The organism is Solibacillus sp. FSL R7-0668 (genome assembly GCF_038006205.1).
GTDB lineage: Bacteria > Bacillota > Bacilli > Bacillales_A > Planococcaceae > Solibacillus.
Window position 1 is genome coordinate 1,348,737 of record NZ_JBBOUU010000001.1, and the last position, 19,403, is coordinate 1,368,139.

Consider the following 19,403-nt stretch of genomic DNA (forward strand, 5'->3'; position numbering starts at 1 on the left):
CATGAAATCTACTTTACACATGTAAAACCTCCAACTTCAGTTGCAATCCAAATATCGTGATGTTAAGGTGAAAAACGAGGTGGAAAATATGGAAAACTTTGATTTAGCAGTAATAGGTGCGGGTCCGGGTGGTTATGTAGCGGCCATCCATGCTGCAAAAAGTGGTTTAAAGGTCGCGCTAGTAGAACGCGATAAAGTAGGTGGGGCTTGCTATAACGTAGGGTGTATCCCATCGAAAATAATGTTAGAGCACAGTAAATTAGTGCAGGAAATTCGCCGTGGGACAGATTGGGGCGTAACGGTTCCGACAATTCATATTGATTTCCCAAAATTAATGCAGCGTAAGGATCAAGTTGTGGAGGAATTACTAACAAATATCGAAACCTTTATTGAAAACGCGCAAATTACAATGTTTCGCGGGGAAGCAACGGTAACGGCAGAGCGCAAAGTCATTGTAGATAATGAAGCTTTTTTTGCTAAGCACGTTATTTTAGCTACGGGTAGTCGTCCATTTGTTCCTCCATTTAAAGGGATTGAAACAGCAAATTATTATACAACGGATACATTCTTTAGTATTCAGGAATTACCGAAGGAGTTAACGATAATCGGTGGAGGGGTCATTGCAATAGAGATGGCCTTTGCATTAGCACCAATGGGCACGAAGGTTACGGTGTTAAATCATAGTAAAGACATTTTACAAACCGAAGAGCCGGATGCGCGTCCGATTATTAAAGAAAAAATGAAACAACTCGGTATTGAGCTGATAACAGATTTTACGTTTGAAGAAATTCATCCTGATAAAATTCAAACATCAATTGGTGATTTCTCTTTCGAAAATTTATTGTTTGCAACGGGGCGTCGTCCGAATACGCAAATTGCGGATGCGCTAGAAATGGATATGGATGGTCGTTTGATTAAGGTGAATAATCATTATGAAACGAGTATTCCGGGGATTTTTGCGATTGGTGATTTAGTCGGAGGTTTCCAGCTTGCTCACTCTGCTAGTGCAGAAGGGGTGCATGCGGTGGATTATATTTTAGGGAAGCATCCAAAGGTCATTAATCAGCAGGAAATTCCGCGCTGTGTGTATACGCATCCAGAAATTGCGACATTCGGTATGCTTGAGCATGAGGCACCAGCCGATTCGATTGTTACGAAAATGTATTTACCGACAAATCCCAAAGCTTTACTTGAAGGTAATACACAAGGCTTTATGAAGTTTGTCGCTAGTCCTGAGGGGGATATTTATGGGGCATGTGTTGTTGGGGACGGTGCAACAGAAATGATCAACTCAATGCTAGCAGCGAAAGTATTGGGTGGCTCGGTGAAAGATTTGGCTCGCTTAATTTTCCCACATCCAACAGTTAGTGAACATGTAGGCGATGCTGCACGTTCGGTATTTGGCAAAGCGATTCACGCATAATAGTTAATGCATGTTCAAAACACTTGAGCATGCATTTTTCTTTAAGCTTCAATTATTGTTCGTTATACTAATGGTACTAATTACTACATGAGGTGCATGATGGAACAAGAAATAATGGAAAAGGTCGAAAAAGAAGTCGAACAAGCGCTATTTACCTGCATCGATTTAAAAATGGAAGAAAATTATCTGGTGATGGGACAAGTTTTTGCAAAAGTACTCGCACAGCTACAAAAGCATAATTTCATTAGCCCAACATTAAAGGTAATAGTCACACCCGAGAGCTGCTTAACAGAGACGCGTCTATTGCTCGAGAGCTTGCAAGAAGCGCAGCGCAGACATACATCGCGGGGCAAGCTATTAACACATCGTCAAATATTAAATGTTTGGCTTCGTAAAAACGCGCATTATCAGCGTGAAATTTTACCGGGGTTCTTCTAATAATCTCTTTTGACAATAAGGAAATTTTAGAAAATAGCAGAAAATCGTTGCGTCTCTAACATTATTTATATATAATAGAACTATTCAATAGAAAAGTAAGGCATGGTGGAGTCAGTCAATTCTGGCACCGCCATGCCTTTTTGTTGTTCTAGGAAGTCTAAATATACTATATATTCAAAATATATAAAGTCTTTCTTGTACAACTTAACTAAAACGTAACGTTCTTAGAGCTAGTTGCGCCACTTTTTTGAATAACTAGTTTTGAGCATAGTCACCCTTAATCAAGGGCGATTATTCAAATGTTTTAGTGCTTTGTTACATCTAGAAGGGAGTCGTTGTATGTTTATTTTTCAAATTGTGATCGTTTTATTAGCAACGAAAATTGCTGGTCATTTTTCAGTTCGACTTGGGCAGCCATCTGTGCTTGGGAAGATTTTAGTTGGTATCCTCATTGGTCCAGCAATGTTAGGCTGGGTGACAGATAATGATGTTATGCAAGCATTTAGTCAAATTGGTGTTATTTTATTAATGTTTTTAGCAGGGCTTGAGACAGATTTAGAAGAATTAAATGCCAATATGAAGGGCGCTGTATATGTTGCGATTGGTGGTATTATTATCCCGATTGCGATGAGTTATCCGTTAGCGCTCGCATTTGGCTTAACGCAAGGGCAGGCCATTTTCATTGGTTTAACATTAGCGGCAACATCAGTGAGTATTTCGGTACAAACATTAAATGAAATCGGATGGTTAAAAAGTAAAGAGGGTTCAACTTTACTAGGTGCAGCTGTATTAGATGATATCATTGTTGTCATTTTATTAGCCATTGCGATGAGCTTCCTAGTTGGGGATGATGTATCGATCCCGGCATTACTTGGCGGCAAAGTGTTCTTCTTTGTGTTGTTATTTGTTGTTGCGAAGTGGGTCATTCCACCATTCTTAAAGGCGTTTAGTCGTTTAAAGGTAACAGAGGCGCTTGTTAGTGGAGCACTTGTAGCTTGTTTTGCTTTCGCATATATTGGAGAGCATTATTTCGGAATCGCGACAATTATCGGTGCATTCTTTATGGGTATTGCGATTGGGCGTACGGAATTTAAAGATAAAGTTGAACATAAAGTAGAGTCAATTGCAAGTAGTTTATTTGTGCCATTTTTCTTCGTGAGCATCGGATTATCGGTAACGTTTGATGGAATTACGGAAAATATTTGGTTCTTAGTTGTCTTCTCAATTGTAGCGATTTTATCGAAATTAATTGGTTCTGGTTTAGGTGCAAAGCTTGCAGGATTCAGCTGGCGTTCATCTACAGGGATTGGTTCAGGGATGGTTTCGCGTGGTGAGGTTGCGCTTATTTTAGCGGCAATGGGCTTATCAAGCGGGCTATTACCAGCAGAGGATTACACGCCAATGGTCATTGTCATTATTATTACAACAATTGTGACACCACCAATGTTAAAAGGAGTATTCGGTGTTCGTGAACATTATCATTCATAAAATTTATGCTTGCTAATTGGATACAAAACGATTATTCTAGTAAACAGGTGCCAAAACCTCAGTGAAGATTTAGTCTTCACACACAAAAGCTCCACCTAAACAGCACGGACTTGCTGGGAGACTTTTGTTCGTGCAGGGAGATGAGCCCCTGCACACCTTACATATGATAATTAACCTAGTGCTTGCGTTCTTGCAGTACTAGGTTTTTTTGTATTTACATGACCTTACCTCGCTCATTATGATAAAATGCCGTTATAATACTTGAACTGTGAGTTGAATGATAATGAATGAAAGTCAAAAATATGCCATTGTCGATATTGAAACGACCGGTCATTCGCCAGCAAATGGTGACCGTATGATACAAATTGCGATTGTCATTATGCAACAGTGGCAAGTTGTCAAAACCTATACAAAATTTATCCATCCAGGAAAGTCGATCCCTATGTTTATTCAGGATTTGACAAATATTACAGATGAGGATGTTAAAGATGCGCTACCGTTTGAAGCGTATGCCGATAAGATTTACGAGCTGTTACAGGATACTGTATTTGTTGCGCATAACACTGATTTTGATTTATCGTTTTTGCAGGCAGAATTTACACGCGCGGGTTTACCAAAATGGCATGGGAAAAAGATGGATACAGTCGAGCTTTCGAAAATATTATTCCCTATGTCGTTAAGCTATAAATTAGGGGATTTAGCAAGCGATTTGAACATTCCGCTTGAAAGTGCCCACCGTGCGGATGATGATGCGCTAGCGACGGCGTATTTACTAAAACGCTGCTGGGAAGAGCTCCTAACGCTACCATTAGTGACGTTAGAGCAGCTACATAAGCGTTCGTTCCGTTTGCGATCCCATTTAGCACAGTTATTTTTTGATGCACTTGTTATAAAGCGTGCAAAAGTTTCTGATGACCGTGAGCATGTGTTTTTCAATAAAATTGCGGTTCGTAAAATGGCACCAACGCCAAAAGGCTTTGAACCGCTTCAGCAATACCCGCAAACAGTAGAAGAAAAGGTAGCCTTGCTGCAAAGGGCCATTCCGAATTTCGAACAGCGCCCACAGCAATTTGCTATGATGGACCGGATTTTTGAAAAGCTAACGGCACAGCAAGAGCATGTGATTGAAGCCTCAACCGGTATTGGTAAAACGATGGGCTATTTAGTACCATCTATTTTTTATGCGAAGCAAACGAATCAAAAGGTTGGTATTAGTTCGTATACCTCCCATTTACTTGACCAGCTTTTGCAAAATGAAATCCCCGTTATTGAAAAAATGCTCGGTCAGCCGATTAAAGTCGCATTACTAAAGGGGATGAATCATTATGTCGATGTCGAGAAATTTGAAAAACAATTAAAGTCATTAGACGATTCATATGATGAGACGTTTACCTTACTACAAACGCTTATTTGGCTAGCTAAAACCGAAACAGGTGATTTAAATGAGCTCAATGTTTCGGGTGGTGGGCAATTATTGCTCGATAAAATTCGTAAAACGGCGTTGCCAAAAACGACCATGCCACTCTATGATTTTTATTCGCGTGCCATTCAGATGAGCAAACAGGCAGACCTGATTATTACAAACCATGCGATGCTACTCAGCGATTTAGTGCGCCATGACCAAATTTTTAATGAATTTGGAGGCTGGATCATTGACGAAGCACATCAGTTTATACAAGCTGCCATTAGTCAGGACGAAAAAATTTTCTCCTATATGAATTGGAAGTATTTATTTGGTCAAATTGGGGCGTATGAAGATGAAGCGCTCTCTTTTAAATTGTCCAAATTGGCGTATAAAAAGCATGTTTCAAACCAACAAACTTTGCAGCAATTAGAAAAACGCTATATGCAAATGGTACGAAGCTTTGATGATGCGATTACAACGTTGATAACTGCCATGAAAACGCATCCTAAAAGCTCGCTAAAACAGCAAAAGATTTCTTTATTTTTTAATGAGTTAGATTTACCACAAGCAGCCTTTGAAAAAGTAGCATCACTTATTCAGCAATGGTTAGATAGTGCAGCATCACTTCATCGACAGTTTATGACGGACGTAAATGAGCTTGCGCCAGAGCATCTATATTTACTTGAGCAATGGCAATATTGGCTGGATGAATTTACGATTAAATTATCTGAGTGGGATGATGTCTTTTTACGTCAGGAAGCTAATTATACTAGCTGGATTGAGCTGGATAAACGGAGCCTACCGGGGAGTATTCAAATTTATAAAAAACCCGTAGCTGTAACAGAGAAAATTCAAAAGCTATTTGCGCCAATTCGTGAGCAAAGTGCGGTAATTTGGACATCTGGAACATTGACCGTGCCAAATAATGAACGCTTCATCACGAACCAATTGGGTATTGATACGTCTATACAAATTGAAAAATTACATGCTGATCCAAGCTACTATGATGGGGCGCACGTCTATATTGTCGAGGATATGCCGGATATTCAGGCGGTGTCACAATCGGATTATATCGAAGAAGTAGCACATGCCATTACCAATGTGGTACGTATGACAGAGGGACGTTCGTTTGTGTTATTTACATCACAAGAAATGCTACGACAAACGGTGGATTTAATTCATGAAAGTGAATTGCTAAGTGACTATATGCTATTTGCGCAAGGTGTTACTGCGGGGAGTCGAATGCGCTTATTAAAATCATTCCAGAAGTTCAATCATTCCGTGTTATTTGGCACGAATAGCTTCTGGGAGGGTGTGGATGTGCCAGGGGACGGGCTTGCTACGGTTATTGTGGTACGCCTGCCGTTTTCTGCACCAGAAGAGCCATCCTTTAAAGCACGCGCAGAGCATTTACAAAGGCAGGGGATAAATGCCTTTACGGAATTGGCATTACCAGAAGCGGTGCTAAGATTTAAACAAGGTTTCGGTCGATTAATTCGTTCAAGTCATGACAAAGGGGCATTGGTCGTTTTAGATCGCCGAATTGAAACGAAATCGTATGGGCGTGAATTTATCGAGTCATTACCGCCAATATCAATACAAAAACTGCCACTTCATAGTATGGTACAACAGCTTGGAAATTGGTATAATGAAAAACGATGAGGAAGGAAAGCAGGTCGACAACTATGAAACAAAACAATCCATACCGTACAGCAATTGTCACTGTACAAAAAAATCAATTGAAATGTAAGGTGCAGCCATGAAAAACTGGATCATCTTTTCGGTTGTCTTTATTTTATCTTTGTCACTTGTTATTTCAGTGTTCGTATTTTGGAAAGCAGATGCGCCGTTTTCTGATATAGAGCAAAAGGCAGAGCAGTTTGCAATGGATACGAAGGCACTTGCTGTTGTTGAAGATTCATATGTATACAACGGAAATAAGCCGTATGTAACCGTATTTGGTGTAGACGAATATGGGAAAGAAAAGGCAATCTTCGTCCCGATGAGTTTAGATGAAAATTCAATGCAAGAAGTATTTTTAGCAGATGGCATTACAAAAGATGAGGCATTAAAGCGCTTCCGTAATGAAACGGCTGCAAAAGAAATTCTTCATACAAAATTAGGCTTTGAGCAACCGGGTCCAGTATGGGAAATTACCTATATTTCAGAGTCGGGTAGCTTAAATTACGTCTATTTAATACATGAAGATGGGCAATGGTGGAAACGCATATTGAATTTGTAGAGGAGAAATGACCATGAAACAATTGTTAGCAAACCGTGTAAAAACATTAACACCTTCTTCAACTTTAGCGATTACTGCGAAGGCGAAGGAACTAAAAGAGCAAGGGATTGACGTAATCGGATTGGGAGCAGGGGAGCCTGACTTCAACACACCAGAAAACATTTTAAATGCTGCAAAGGCGTCAATGGATGCAGGATTAACAAAGTATACGCCAGCTGGTGGTTTACCGGTATTAAAGAAAGCAATCATTGACAAATTACAGCGCGATAACGAGCTTACATATCAAGCGAATGAAATTTTAGTTGGTGTTGGTGCAAAGCATGTACTGTATACATTGTTCCAAGTGATTTTAGATGAGGGCGATGAAGTAATTATCCCAATTCCATATTGGGTTTCATATCCAGAGCAAGTAAAGTTAGCAGGGGGTGTGCCTGTATACGTAGAAGGAACAGCGGCGCAAGGCTACAAAATTACACCTTCTCAATTACGTGAAGCGATTACTAATAAGACAAAAGCGGTTATTATTAACTCGCCTTCAAATCCTTCTGGCATGATTTATTCAAAAGAAGAATTAGCAGAGCTTGCAAAAGTGGCAGAAGAAAAAGATATTTTAATCGTTTCAGATGAAATTTATGAAAAGCTTGTTTACAATGGAGTAGAGCATTTTTCAATTGCACAGCTTTCGGATGCAATTAAAGCGCGTACAATCGTTGTAAACGGTGTAGCAAAATCACACTCAATGACAGGCTGGCGTATTGGTTATGCTGCTGGGGATGCAACAATTATCAAAGCGATGACGGACTTAGCGTCACATTCGACTTCAAATGCAACTACGACTGCACAATATGCAACTGTAGAAGCGTACAACGGTTCTCAAGAAACAGTTGAAATGATGCGTCAAGCGTTTGAATCGCGTTTAGAGGCGATTTTCCCGAAATTAGAGGCGATTCCTGGTTTTAAAGTATTAAAGCCACAAGGTGCCTTCTACTTATTACCAGACGTATCAGAAGCAGCAACAAAAACAGGCTACGCATCGGTGGATGATTTTGCAAGTGCATTATTAACAGAAGCAAATGTAGCAGTAATCCCGGGCTCAGGCTTTGGAGCACCTGCCACAATGCGCTTATCGTATGCAACATCTTTAGAATTACTAGAAGAAGCAGTTCGTCGTATTGATGCTTTTGTGAAAGCAAAGTGGCAAGAATAGTAGGACTGCATCTGAGTTTTGGAGGACTTTATGAAAAAAATTATGATTAAAGATATGCCACAACATATCGGCGAAACTGTCAAAATCGGTGCTTGGTTAGCGAACAAACGTGCTAGCGGTAAATTAGCATTCTTACAATTGCGTGATGGCTCAGGCTTCGCACAAGGCGTTGTTGTAAAAGAAGAAGTAGGCGAAGAGCTTTTTGCAGTAGCAAAAGGCATGACGCAAGAAACGTCTATGTACATCATCGGTGAAGTAAAAGCAGACGAACGTTCTACTTTTGGTGCAGAGTTAAATGTAACTGGTATCGAAGTGATTCACGCTGCAGTGGACTTCCCAATCACACCAAAAGAGCACGGTACAGAATTCTTAATGGACAACCGTCACTTATGGTTACGTTCTCGTAAACAACATGCTGTTATGAAAGTGCGTAACGAAATTATTCGCGCAACGTATGAGTTCTTCAATGACAATGGATTCACAAAAATGGACCCACCAATTTTAACAGGTTCAGCGCCAGAAGGTACTTCAGAGCTATTCGCTACGAAATACTTCGATGAGGATGCCTACCTATCTCAATCAGGTCAGCTTTATATGGAAGCTGCGGCAATGGCACAAGGTCGCGTATTCTCATTCGGTCCGACATTCCGTGCAGAAAAGTCGAAAACTCGTCGTCATTTAATCGAGTTCTGGATGATTGAGCCGGAAATGGCCTTCGTAGAGTTTGAAGAAAACTTAGAAGTACAAGAACAATATGTTACTCATATCGTTCAGTCTGTGCTGAAAAACTGTAAAATGGATTTAGAGCGTCTAGGTCGTGACACTTCTAAATTAGAAAATATCAAAGCACCATTCCCACGTATTTCTTATGATGATGCGATCAAATTCTTACATGAACAAGGCTTTGATGATATTCAGTGGGGTGATGATTTCGGTGCACCACACGAAACAGCAATCGCCAATGCGTACGACAAGCCAGTATTCATCACTTGCTACCCAGTAGGCATTAAGCCATTCTATATGCAACCCCATCCAGAGCGCGATGACGTTGTATTATGTGCAGACTTAATTGCACCAGAAGGCTACGGGGAAATTATCGGTGGTTCTGAGCGTATTCATGATTATGATTTATTAAAATCTCGCTTAGAAGAGCACAACTTATCAATGGACGCATACGCTTGGTACTTAGAGCTTCGTAAACAAGGCTCAGTACCGCACTCTGGCTTCGGTCTTGGTTTAGAGCGTACAGTAGCATGGATTTCAGGAACGGAGCACATCCGTGAAACAATTCCATTCCCACGTTTATTAAACCGCTTGTACCCATAATTTATAAATTGCATTTTTTAAAGAGCGTCCGGCCAATTTACCGGGCGCTTTATTAGTGGATAGGCAAGTATAGCTTTTTTTAGGATATCCACATAAGTAAAGACAACCTTTCTCGCTATTTAGCGCGAAATATGTTTTTCTAATTATATTAGTGACAAAGGGGATTCTAGCAATGGACAATCAATTTAATCGAATCCGCATTTGGACAGAGCAAAAGCAAATTACAGTGCCACAACTGTTTTTTAAGCATTACAGTGAAATGAATATTCAAGATGATGAAGCGCTCATCGTCCTACATTTAATGAGCTTTGCACAAGAGGGGATTGACTTTCCAACGCCAAACGACATATTAGCGCGGACAAGCTTTCAAATGATCACGATTAGCCAACTCTTACAGCGCCTTATGCAAAAGGGCTATGTAGAAATTTCACAAAGCACCGACGAATCAGGGCGTATCGTTGAAAAGTATTCATTGTATCCACTTTGGGAGCGTCTGCTTGATTTATTGCAGTCCAAGGAAATGCAAAGCCAAGTGAAAACGCAAAAAATCGACGAGGCCAAGATTTTCCAATTGTTTGAGCAAGAATTAGGCCGCTTACTATCGCCAATTGAAATTGAAACAATCGGCATGTGGATGGATATTGACCAGCATACACCTGAAATTATTAAAGCGGCGCTAAAAGAGGCGGTGCTTGCGGGGAAGGTGAGCTTACGCTATATCGACCGGATTTTAATTGAGTGGAAAAAGAAAAATATTAAAACGCTTTCTCAAATCGAGCAACATAGTGAGCAATATCGGAAACATACGATGCAGCCATCTACTCAAAAGCCCTATAATCAGCAACAAGCACCAAAGACGAAAAAAGCACCGTTCTATAACTGGTTAGAAGAACGCGAATAGAGAGGAGAAGCGCGCATGTTAACAAAAGCGAAATGGCTAGAATTTTTAGATACGATGGACGAAATGTATCCAGACGCACACTGTGAGCTCGTGCACGACAATCCGTTTGAATTAACGATTGCGACACTTCTTTCAGCGCAGTGTACAGACGTTTTAGTAAACAAAGTGACGAAGGATTTATTTCAAAAATATAAAACACCGCAAGACTATTTAAATGTATCACTTGAAGAACTGCAAACCGATATTCGTTCAATCGGCCTTTACCGCAATAAGGCGAAAAACATTCAACTATTATGTGAGCGACTACTGACGGAATATGGCGGTGAGGTACCGGCATCACGTGAAGAATTAGTGACATTACCTGGTGTCGGACGAAAAACGGCGAATGTTGTGTTATCCGTAGCGTTTGATGTGCCAGCAATGGCCGTGGACACGCATGTAGAGCGTGTAACAAAACGCTTAGGTCTATGTCGCTGGAAGGATAGTGTACTTGAAGTCGAAGAAACGATTATGAAGAAAACGCCAATTGATCGATGGAGTCGCGCACATCACCAAATTATCTTCTTTGGCCGTTACCATTGTAAGGCACAAAATCCAGGCTGTGCGAAATGCCCGTTGCTTGTAGATTGCCGTGAAGGTCAAAAGCGTTTGAAAAAGGGTTTGGTGAATGTATGATTGCTGTAAAAAAAGAAATGATCGCCAAGGAGCTTGTGGATGCATGGTTTAGCAAGTGGGAATTACTACGTGAGGATATTCATGCTGCACATGACCGCCGTGATGGCTCGGCTCTTGACGCGATGCTAAAGGGGATTGCCCATTTCGAACAATTTTTAATCGATAGTGCGGAATCGGATGCAGTCTTTTCAGTGCAAGCGGACTATGAGCTGATGCCGATTAATGGTATGGAACGCTTCCAATTTATTAAAATGCGTCCGACACAATATGCTTGCTATCGTCAGTTGGATGAGCTGTATAAGGAAACGAAAAAGCGTTGTGCGAGATTGCGCTTAAAATAAACAAGGGGCTAGGTGGAGAACAGAACATTCTTCGCCTAGCCTTATTAGATGGTAGGAGTTATTCAAAAATTTTTACATAAAAAAACACAAATCGCGCCAACTAAGTGCGATTTGTGTTTTTAAATTTATTTAGGATTCACCATCATCTGTAGTGCCATCACCTGTGCCTGGTGATGTTGGCTCTGTTGGTTGTGTTGGTGGTGGCGTTATTCCTGGATCTTCTGTGTTACCATTATTATTGTTGCCATTCCCACCGTTATTATTGCCGTTGTTTCCATTGTTCCCGTTATTCCCATTGTTGCTGTTATTGCCGTTATTCCCATTTCCATTTCCATTATTGCCATTTTCCGTTGAATCACCTGGATTTTCTGGCTGTTCCGGTTCTTCGTTATTATCGGTTGGGTCTTCCGGCTCAATCGGCTCTTCTTCGACTGGATCGCCTTCAACAAATAAGGTTACGGAAGCTGGATCACTTCGCAGATCCCCTGAAATCGCCGTTACGGTAAAGGTATAGGTCTTTCCTTTTTCAATACCTGAAATTTGAGCGGTTGTTGCACTTGAAGTTGCGACTACACTTGATGGGCCACCATCTACTGACATCGTTACTTCATAGGTGATTGGGTCTAAAACCTCACCGCTCTCATTCGTTCCTTCTGTCAGTGAAGAATGAGTCCAGGCTAAGTCTGCAAGCTGTGCTACTTCATTGAATGTTGCCGTTAGACCTGATGGCGCATCCAGTGTTTGTGGTACATGCTCTTCTGAATACTCAGTTGGCTGTGTGCCTTTTACAAATAGCTCTGTGCTACGTAAATTCGATGGTGTGTAGCTGCTTGCTAATTGTAATGGATTTGAACCAATCACAATATCAGCTGCAACAACCGAGCTTGGCTGTTTAAATGAAGATGAAGGATTGTGACGATCTAAATCCGTCATAATTGATTTAAATAAATATTGAGGCATCCAGCGCTCATCCCATGAAGTAATGGCGTCTTTACGCTTCGAATAACCGCCCCAAATCGCGATAGAATAGTTCGTTGAATAGCCAGCAAACCAAGAATCTGGAACTGATCCACTCTTCAAATTATATTTACTAAATTCATCTTTTGAATAGTTTGTTGTACCTGTTTTACCTGCGATATCGACACCTGATACTGCCGCACGTGGAGCAGAGGCATTACGCTTGTTACTGACAACATCACGTAAAATATCTGTCACCATATAGGCTGTGTAATCACTCATCGCAATTTTTGGTTTTGGTTTATAGGATTTCGATGTTTTCCCATCACGATATACAATTTTTGAAATAGAATGCGCGTCATTGTATGTTCCGTTATTACCAAATGCTGCATAAGAAGCCGCCATTTGAATTGGTGACATCGTGACATGACCGCCACCGATTGCATCTGACTCTACTAGGCTATCCGTTTTAATCCCTAAGTTTTCGATAAATTGCTGTGCTCGATCTGCGCCAACCTCTTTGAATGCTTTAACAGCTGGAATATTTCGAGACGCGAATAATGCTTCACGTGCTGTCATTGCACCTAAATATTTGCTATCCCAGTTTGTAATCACTTGTTTTGAGCCGGTATAGGTCATTGGCTCATCTACTAATGTTTGCCCAGTTGACCATTTTAAATACTCAATGGCTGGACCGTAATCAATTAAAGGCTTAATTGTCGAACCAGGTGAGCGAGATTGATTGTCGTAGGCAAAGTTATAGTTAAAGCCTGAATAATTACGACCACCACCAATAGCGCGAAGTTCACCCGTTTGTGTATCGACCACTGCAACACCTGCTTCGATTTTTTCGGTAGGGAAGTTGCTGTCGTTATTCATCACATTTTCGACAATTTCTTGTGCTTTTGGGTCCAGTGTAGTGTACACTTTAATACCCTCTGCGATTAATTCACCATCGCCTGCTGCTTCAAGCTCTGATACGACAACATCCAAAAACGCTGGATATTTTGTTTCGCTATTCGCAACGCGTTGTTCTTCTGGGATTAAACCAGCTGCAATATCGACTGTTTTGGCTTCATCCGCTTGAGCTTGTGAAATTTTATCATGCTGCACCATTAAAGAAAGAACAATATTACGACGTTTTTCTGCATTTTCCGGCTTTTTGTAGGGGTTAAAGTTATTTGGACTTTGTGGCATACCCGCTAATTGAGCCGCTTCTGCTAATGTTAATTCGTTTAATTCTTTCCCATAAAATTCTTTTGCTGCTGTACCAAAGCCGTAAACACGACCAGACATTAATACTTTGTTAAAGTACATTTCAAAAATTTCTTCTTTAGAATATTGGCGTTCTAGCTGTACAGCCAGCCATGCCTCCTGTGCTTTACGCTCTAATTTTTTTTCATTTGTAAAGAATGAATTTTTTACTACTTGTTGTGTAATGGTACTCGCACCTTGGGCACCAAAGCCGTCTCGGAAGTTGGCGATAACAGCCCCTCCTAAACGCCAAATATCAATACCGAAATGATCAAAGAAACGAGAATCTTCCGTTGCAATGATGGCATCAATCATTTGTTGTGGAATATCTTCATATTTGACATATTGACGTGTTTCTGCCCCGATTGTCGCAAATAACTCCCCATTTATGTCATAAAACTCTGAAGACAAAGGATCTTTTAATAATTCCTCGTCTAAATCAGGTGCTTTGCTGACGTAGTAGCCAAATAATGCAGCCCCACTCGCAAAGCCAATTACGCCCAATAAGACAATGGTTAGGACAATGCGTTTAATCCATTTCCCAGTGGAAGGTTTATTTTTAGTTTTTTTAGCTTTTTGTTGTAATTGACGTTCACGTTTAATTTCTTCACGTGTTCTTCTTTTTTCCGTCACGTTATTTCTCCTCACTTTCACAAACTGATTTGTCTGCGATTAATACATCCACTGCTTGTAAATAGTCTAACCGAGGTAAATAGCCTTCGTGAATTTCGATAGCCTCAGTTTCGAACACAGTGAATGGAATCGATTTTCTGCCGCCGTTCTTCATATTATCGTAGAATCGGGCCACAACGTCATATCGTACGACAAAATTGCGGGAAAGCGTACTAAAACGCACGATAAAAAAGGCAATACCCCGTTGATGCAGAACCGAATTCATATGTTCCATTTGGTGTGGGTGGATGTTTTTTAGTGGAAAGGATGTTTTACTATCCGTTTCCTTTGCTTCAAAATCGATATAGTAGCCATTATACACACCATTATAATCCGTCGTTGAAGGCGTGCGGAAATATGCCTCACGAATTACTGCAGCACTTCTCGCCGGATAATCTACTTTGACGATTTGGATGGGAACAGGTTTCTTGTGTATATTTGCCAATTTTTGCTGTGAATAAAACACATTTGTATCATTTAAATCATCTTCTAAGCTTTTTCCACGGTTACTATACGAAATTTCTTTGTTGTTTGTTCCTTTAGTTTTCTTTGCTTTGGCTTGTTTTGGCTCGTCTCGTTTCGTGCCTGCATAAAGTTTACCATTCGGATACCGTATGACCATGGAATCACCTTCCTTCTAATAAAGAAATCATCCGTCAATATTTTACCATAGAAAACGACTACAAAAATAGTAATTCACCAGTAGTAAGCTTTGTCCATTCCGTTAACGAACAAGCTACATTTTTAAAAATCTTGCAAAATAACACTACTTTTGGCGAATAGTCACTAGTTTTGTCTTGGGTGAAGGAACAGCTGAGCCCTTAGCGAATCTATTCAAAAAAGGGGGGAACCGATTGAGTAAAATTGCATCTATCATTCGGCAAATCGACTTAGCACAAAATTTGCTTACACTACAATTTGAGCAGCAGCGCCTACATCTTTCACAACACTATTTATTGCGTACCCTTGCCGTTTATCAAAAGGTTAGCTTAGCAGAAAATAGAGAGCAAGTAAAGAATGCACGTTCGCATATGAGTAGTACAAATGATTAGAATTTGATACACTAAACGAAAATGAGCTTTTCACGTTGAGGTGTAGACAATGCAATTAATGACTGAAACCATATTATTAATACAAGAATGCGAGGCGTGTTTAACACGTTTTCAAAAAATGCGTGATGAGGACCGAGAGCCGGATTTTTTTAATGAGGTAAAGCCGCATGCAGATTCACTACATGCCCAAATCAAAAACTGGCAACAAATCGCGCATATTTGGATTACAAAAACAGCGCCCAAAAATTTATATGTACAACAAATTGACCATGCGGCTGATGCGATGGAGCAATTTGTTGTGCAGTCTTTTTATAAAGGAACGAGTAAAAAGCGCTTCATCCAATCGATTCAATCTACGATGTATACGCTCCGTTTAGTCGTACGAAAATTAGAAGAAGGTGATGTGCATGTTAAGTAAAAAGCGTACGGTGAGCGAACTCTTAGCAGAATGGCGATTCGATGAGGAACTGCAACAAAATATTATAAGCACACATTCAATCGAAGCGACACCAGCACATTATGCTGATTTTCCTGCTGCGATGCATCCCTCGATTCAAAAGGCGCTACATGCGCGAGGAATCAAGCAGCTTTATACGCACCAGCGTCAAGCGTTTGACTATGCACAGCAAGGGAAGCACTTTACGGCGATTACCCCAACGGCATCAGGAAAATCCTATTGCTATCATTTGCCGGTGCTCCAAAAAATTTTAGAGGATAAATCAAGCCGCGCCATTTATTTATTTCCAACAAAAGCATTGGCACAAGATCAAAAATCGGATTTAAATGAATTAATTGAATTAATGGACGAGGATATTTTAAGTTATACATATGACGGCGATACAGCGCCTGGTATTCGTCAAAAGATTCGTAAGGCCGGTCATATTGTGATGACCAATCCAGATATGCTCCATTCAGGCATCTTGCCACACCATACGAAATGGGTTTCGTTATTTGAAAACTTAAAGTACATTGTGATCGATGAGTTACATTCGTATAAAGGGGTATTTGGCTCACATGTGGCCCATGTCATTCGCCGATTACAGCGTATTTGTGAATTTTACGGAAGTAATCCTGTATTCATTTGTACAAGTGCGACCATTAAAAATCCAAAAGAGCTTGCTGAAACTTTAACGAACGTGCAGCATGAGCTCATTGCCAAATCAGGTGCACCAGTTGGGAAGAAAACATTTGTCTTTTACAATCCACCAATTATTCATCCAACTTTTGGGGTGCGTCGAAGTGCGGTGTTAGAAGTACGAGACATTTCGAGGCGTCTGTTTGAAGCGGGCATTCAAACGATTATTTTTGCGAAATCTCGTGTGCGCGTAGAAATGCTTGTAACGTATTTGAAATCATTGACAACGAAGAAAATTGGCGATGAATCGATTCAAGGCTATCGAGGTGGCTATTTACCGAGCGAGCGTAGAGAAATCGAAAAAGGTCTGCGCGAGGGCAAAATTCAAATGGTTATCAGTACAAATGCGCTGGAGCTAGGGGTAGATATTGGTCAGCTACAAGCATGCATTATGACGGGCTACCCAGGGAATATCGCGAGTGCATGGCAACAAGCAGGGCGCGCGGGCAGACGTCAGGATGAGGCGCTGATTGTATATGTGGCACAATCTACAGCGCTTGATCAGTATGTCGTACAGCACCCGAGCTTTATGCTAGGTAGCTCACCTGAGGAAGCCCGTATTAATCCAGAAAACATGCTAATTTTAATGGAACATTTGAAATGTGCGGCTTTTGAATTGCCGTTTACGATGGATGATGCCTATGGTGAATATGAGGTACAGGAGCTGCTTGCTTATTTGGAGGAGGAGGGCGTTCTTGTCAAAACGTCGACCAAGTGGCATTGGATGAGTGACCGTTTCCCTGCGCATGAAATTTCATTGCGTTCGGCTGCTCAGGAAAATGTCGTCATTATTGATATTTCGACGCCTGCCAATACAAAGGTCATCGGAGAAATGGATACGTACAGCGCCATGACATTATTACATGAGGAAGCCATTTATATTCATCAAGGAACGCAATACCAGGTGGAAAAGCTCGATTGGGAGGAAAAGAAAGCATTTGTACGAGAAGTCAATGTCGATTACTTCACGGATGCTAACTTAGCAGTAGAATTAAAAGTATTAAGTGAAGACAAATCTGCAAGCTTTAGTGGTGCAACAGTAAGCTACGGTGATGTCAGTCTGCTTGCGATTCCCACTATTTTCAAAAAAATCCGTTTCCATTCTCACGATAATATTGGCTCTGGTCCTATTTCTATTCCACCAATGGAAATGCATACGAATGCGACTTGGATGAGCTTTGACTTACCTGAAAATTGGACAGAAGAACAGCTAACAGATGCTTTAACTGGTGCTGCCTATGCAATCAGTAGCTTTGTGCCGCTATTTATTCATTGTGACCGTTCGGATATTTCCGTTGTCCCACAAGTAAAGGCCATTCATAATGAAAAGCCGACGCTGTTTATCTATGATAGCTATCCGGGGGGGATCGGCTTAAGTGAACGTGTGTATGATGTATTGCTACCATTATTAGAAAAGACAAAGCAGCATGTCCTTCTTTGTCCTTGTGAGCATGGCTGTCCGGCATGTATCGGCGCACAGGATACATTAGGAGAAAGTAAAAAACAAGTCATCAAAGTGTTAACTATACTAATGAGTGAAATGATGTGAATACATGTCATATGAAAATAAAATTTTACAAATGAAAAAAATGCTTGGTAAAAAAAACGAGACCAAACAGGAAAAGCCGAAGTTTATCAAGCCAGAAGCGCCAAGCTATACAGCATCCTGGCAGCAGGCAGGGCTAGAGCTAATTGAAAACGAATTTGGTGTGCTATTTAAGCGCGAGGTACATTATCCATTTATGTACCAGCATGGCGATTATCGTCTTGGGGAGCTATTTACTGCTCTCAAGCGTTGGCGTGTACATGGTGAGGATCATCCATTTGCTATTACTGAGGATGAAAAAATTGTGTTCTTTGATACCGAAACGACAGGGTTAAAGGGAACTGGCACGCATATTTTTCTATTAGGCTTTTTAGAGGCCGATGATGAAGGCTTTACACTGACGCAATATGTATTGGCCGATCCATCAAACGAGGCGGCACTGCTTTTCGAATCAAAAATGTGGCAGCGCAATGTGACGATTGTGTCGTACAATGGCAAAAGCTTTGACTGGCCCCAGCTACATGTGCGCTGGACACTGAATCAACAACATATCCCCAAGCTAAAAGAGCAACGCCAAGTCGATTTACTGCATAGCTCGAAGCGTCTGTGGAAGGACGATTTATCTCGTATGAAGCTAACGCAAGTAGAGCAGGATAAGCTTGGCTTTTACCGGAGGGGGGATATTCCCGGTCATTTGGCGCCAATTATTTATTTTGACGCGGTAAAAAGTGGCAACGCAGAAACCTTAATGAAAGTACTGCTGCATAATGAGTGGGATTTACTTTCTTTAATTACACTGTATATTCATTCGACCAATTTATTGCACGATGCCATCACGACTGAATCGGCAACTACGTATACCAATATTGGGAAATGGTTTGGCGATTTAAAGCAACGTCAAACGAGCGCCGATATTTTAAAGGCTGTCACAACACATTTTGATGCAAGTGAAACAGGCCATGCCCATTTTTATTTAGCATATGAATTAAAGCGAGAAGGCGAATTCGAACTGGCGATTGAAGCGTTTCAATCCGCTTTGTCTACAATTCCAGATAAAAAACAATTGCAAGCTTATGAGCAACTTGCCATATTATTCGAGCATCAAATAAAGGATTACAAACAGGCACTCCATTATACAAAAAAAGGGGCCGAATTAATTGAGCTTCTATCATTTGCAAAAAGAACACAGCTTGAAAAACAGCGACAAAATTGGCAAAAACGGATTTTACGTTTAGTCAGAAAACAAAATCAGCAATCATGACAAAATTTTTGGAATGGCGACTTATGTAATAGGTACGAAATGATGGACCTATGCTATAATACAATCAAGAAAGTTGCGTG

The 19,403-nt window shown here is 40.7% G+C and carries 16 protein-coding genes; 14 read left to right on the forward strand and 2 right to left on the reverse strand.

Annotated features, from left to right (window positions below):
- The first annotated feature begins 88 nt into the window (after nucleotides 1-88).
- The 10 genes from lpdA (at nucleotide 89) to MKX47_RS06460 (ending at nucleotide 11,446) form a co-directional block, all read left to right on the forward strand.
- Entirely contained in the window at nucleotides 89-1,423 is a 1,335-nt protein-coding gene (lpdA, locus tag MKX47_RS06415) for a dihydrolipoyl dehydrogenase (RefSeq protein WP_340772287.1), read from the forward strand.
- A gap of 99 nt (nucleotides 1,424-1,522) precedes the next feature.
- Entirely contained in the window at nucleotides 1,523-1,861 is a 339-nt protein-coding gene (locus MKX47_RS06420; protein ID WP_340772288.1) for a transketolase, read from the forward strand.
- Between the two features lie 339 nt (nucleotides 1,862-2,200).
- A complete protein-coding gene (locus MKX47_RS06425) occupies nucleotides 2,201-3,349 on the forward strand; it encodes a cation:proton antiporter (RefSeq protein WP_340772289.1) in 1,149 nt (382 codons plus the stop codon).
- A 283-nt stretch (nucleotides 3,350-3,632) separates the two neighbouring features.
- Nucleotides 3,633-6,416, forward strand: a complete 2,784-nt coding sequence (gene dinG, locus MKX47_RS06430; protein ID WP_340772291.1) for an ATP-dependent DNA helicase DinG — start codon at nucleotides 3,633-3,635, stop codon at nucleotides 6,414-6,416.
- Nucleotides 6,417-6,513: 97 nt separating this feature from the next.
- A complete protein-coding gene (locus tag MKX47_RS06435; protein WP_340772292.1) occupies nucleotides 6,514-6,996 on the forward strand; it encodes a cell wall elongation regulator TseB-like domain-containing protein in 483 nt (160 codons plus the stop codon).
- 13 nt (nucleotides 6,997-7,009) lie between these two features.
- Entirely contained in the window at nucleotides 7,010-8,203 is a 1,194-nt protein-coding gene (locus MKX47_RS06440) for a pyridoxal phosphate-dependent aminotransferase (protein WP_340772293.1), read from the forward strand.
- Nucleotides 8,204-8,233: 30 nt separating this feature from the next.
- Nucleotides 8,234-9,529 carry an asparagine--tRNA ligase gene (gene asnS / locus MKX47_RS06445; protein ID WP_340772294.1) on the forward strand — a complete coding sequence of 432 codons (1,296 nt, stop codon included), beginning with the start codon at nucleotides 8,234-8,236 and terminating at the stop codon, nucleotides 9,527-9,529.
- Nucleotides 9,530-9,701: 172 nt separating this feature from the next.
- Nucleotides 9,702-10,430, forward strand: a complete 729-nt coding sequence (locus MKX47_RS06450; protein ID WP_340772295.1) for a DnaD domain-containing protein — start codon at nucleotides 9,702-9,704, stop codon at nucleotides 10,428-10,430.
- A gap of 15 nt (nucleotides 10,431-10,445) precedes the next feature.
- Nucleotides 10,446-11,105, forward strand: a complete 660-nt coding sequence (gene nth / locus MKX47_RS06455; RefSeq protein ID WP_340772296.1) for an endonuclease III — start codon at nucleotides 10,446-10,448, stop codon at nucleotides 11,103-11,105.
- Complete coding sequence (locus MKX47_RS06460; protein WP_340772298.1) at nucleotides 11,102-11,446, forward strand: YpoC family protein; 345 nt, start codon at nucleotides 11,102-11,104, stop codon at nucleotides 11,444-11,446. The genes nth and MKX47_RS06460 overlap by 4 nt, the downstream gene beginning before the upstream one ends.
- Before the next feature lie 129 nt (nucleotides 11,447-11,575).
- On the opposite strand, the gene MKX47_RS06465 is transcribed toward MKX47_RS06460, so the two are convergent.
- Nucleotides 11,576-14,290: a PBP1A family penicillin-binding protein gene (locus tag MKX47_RS06465; RefSeq protein ID WP_340772299.1), complete on the reverse strand. Its 2,715-nt coding sequence runs from the start codon at nucleotides 14,288-14,290 to the stop codon at nucleotides 11,576-11,578.
- 1 nt (nucleotide 14,291) lies between these two features.
- Nucleotides 14,292-14,951, reverse strand: coding sequence for a Holliday junction resolvase RecU (gene recU, locus MKX47_RS06470; protein ID WP_340772300.1), 660 nt, complete (start codon nucleotides 14,949-14,951; stop codon nucleotides 14,292-14,294).
- Nucleotides 14,952-15,183: 232 nt separating this feature from the next.
- Here recU and MKX47_RS06475 point away from each other — a divergent pair, with 232 nt between their 5' ends.
- Genes MKX47_RS06475 through MKX47_RS06490 form a run of 4 tightly spaced genes read left to right on the forward strand, consistent with a single transcriptional unit; the run spans nucleotide 15,184 to nucleotide 19,323 of the window.
- Nucleotides 15,184-15,381: a molecular chaperone gene (locus MKX47_RS06475; protein WP_340772301.1), complete on the forward strand. Its 198-nt coding sequence runs from the start codon at nucleotides 15,184-15,186 to the stop codon at nucleotides 15,379-15,381.
- A 49-nt stretch (nucleotides 15,382-15,430) separates the two neighbouring features.
- Nucleotides 15,431-15,799: a YppE family protein gene (locus MKX47_RS06480; RefSeq protein ID WP_340772302.1), complete on the forward strand. Its 369-nt coding sequence runs from the start codon at nucleotides 15,431-15,433 to the stop codon at nucleotides 15,797-15,799.
- Nucleotides 15,789-18,065 (forward strand): DEAD/DEAH box helicase, encoded by a 2,277-nt coding sequence (locus MKX47_RS06485; protein ID WP_340772303.1) that lies wholly within the window; start codon nucleotides 15,789-15,791, stop codon nucleotides 18,063-18,065. Before MKX47_RS06480 ends, MKX47_RS06485 begins: the two co-directional genes overlap by 11 nt.
- Nucleotides 18,066-18,069: 4 nt before the next feature.
- On the forward strand, nucleotides 18,070-19,323 hold the full coding sequence (locus MKX47_RS06490; RefSeq protein ID WP_340772305.1) for a ribonuclease H-like domain-containing protein: 1,254 nt from the start codon (nucleotides 18,070-18,072) through the stop codon (nucleotides 19,321-19,323).
- Nucleotides 19,324-19,403 lie beyond the last annotated feature (80 nt).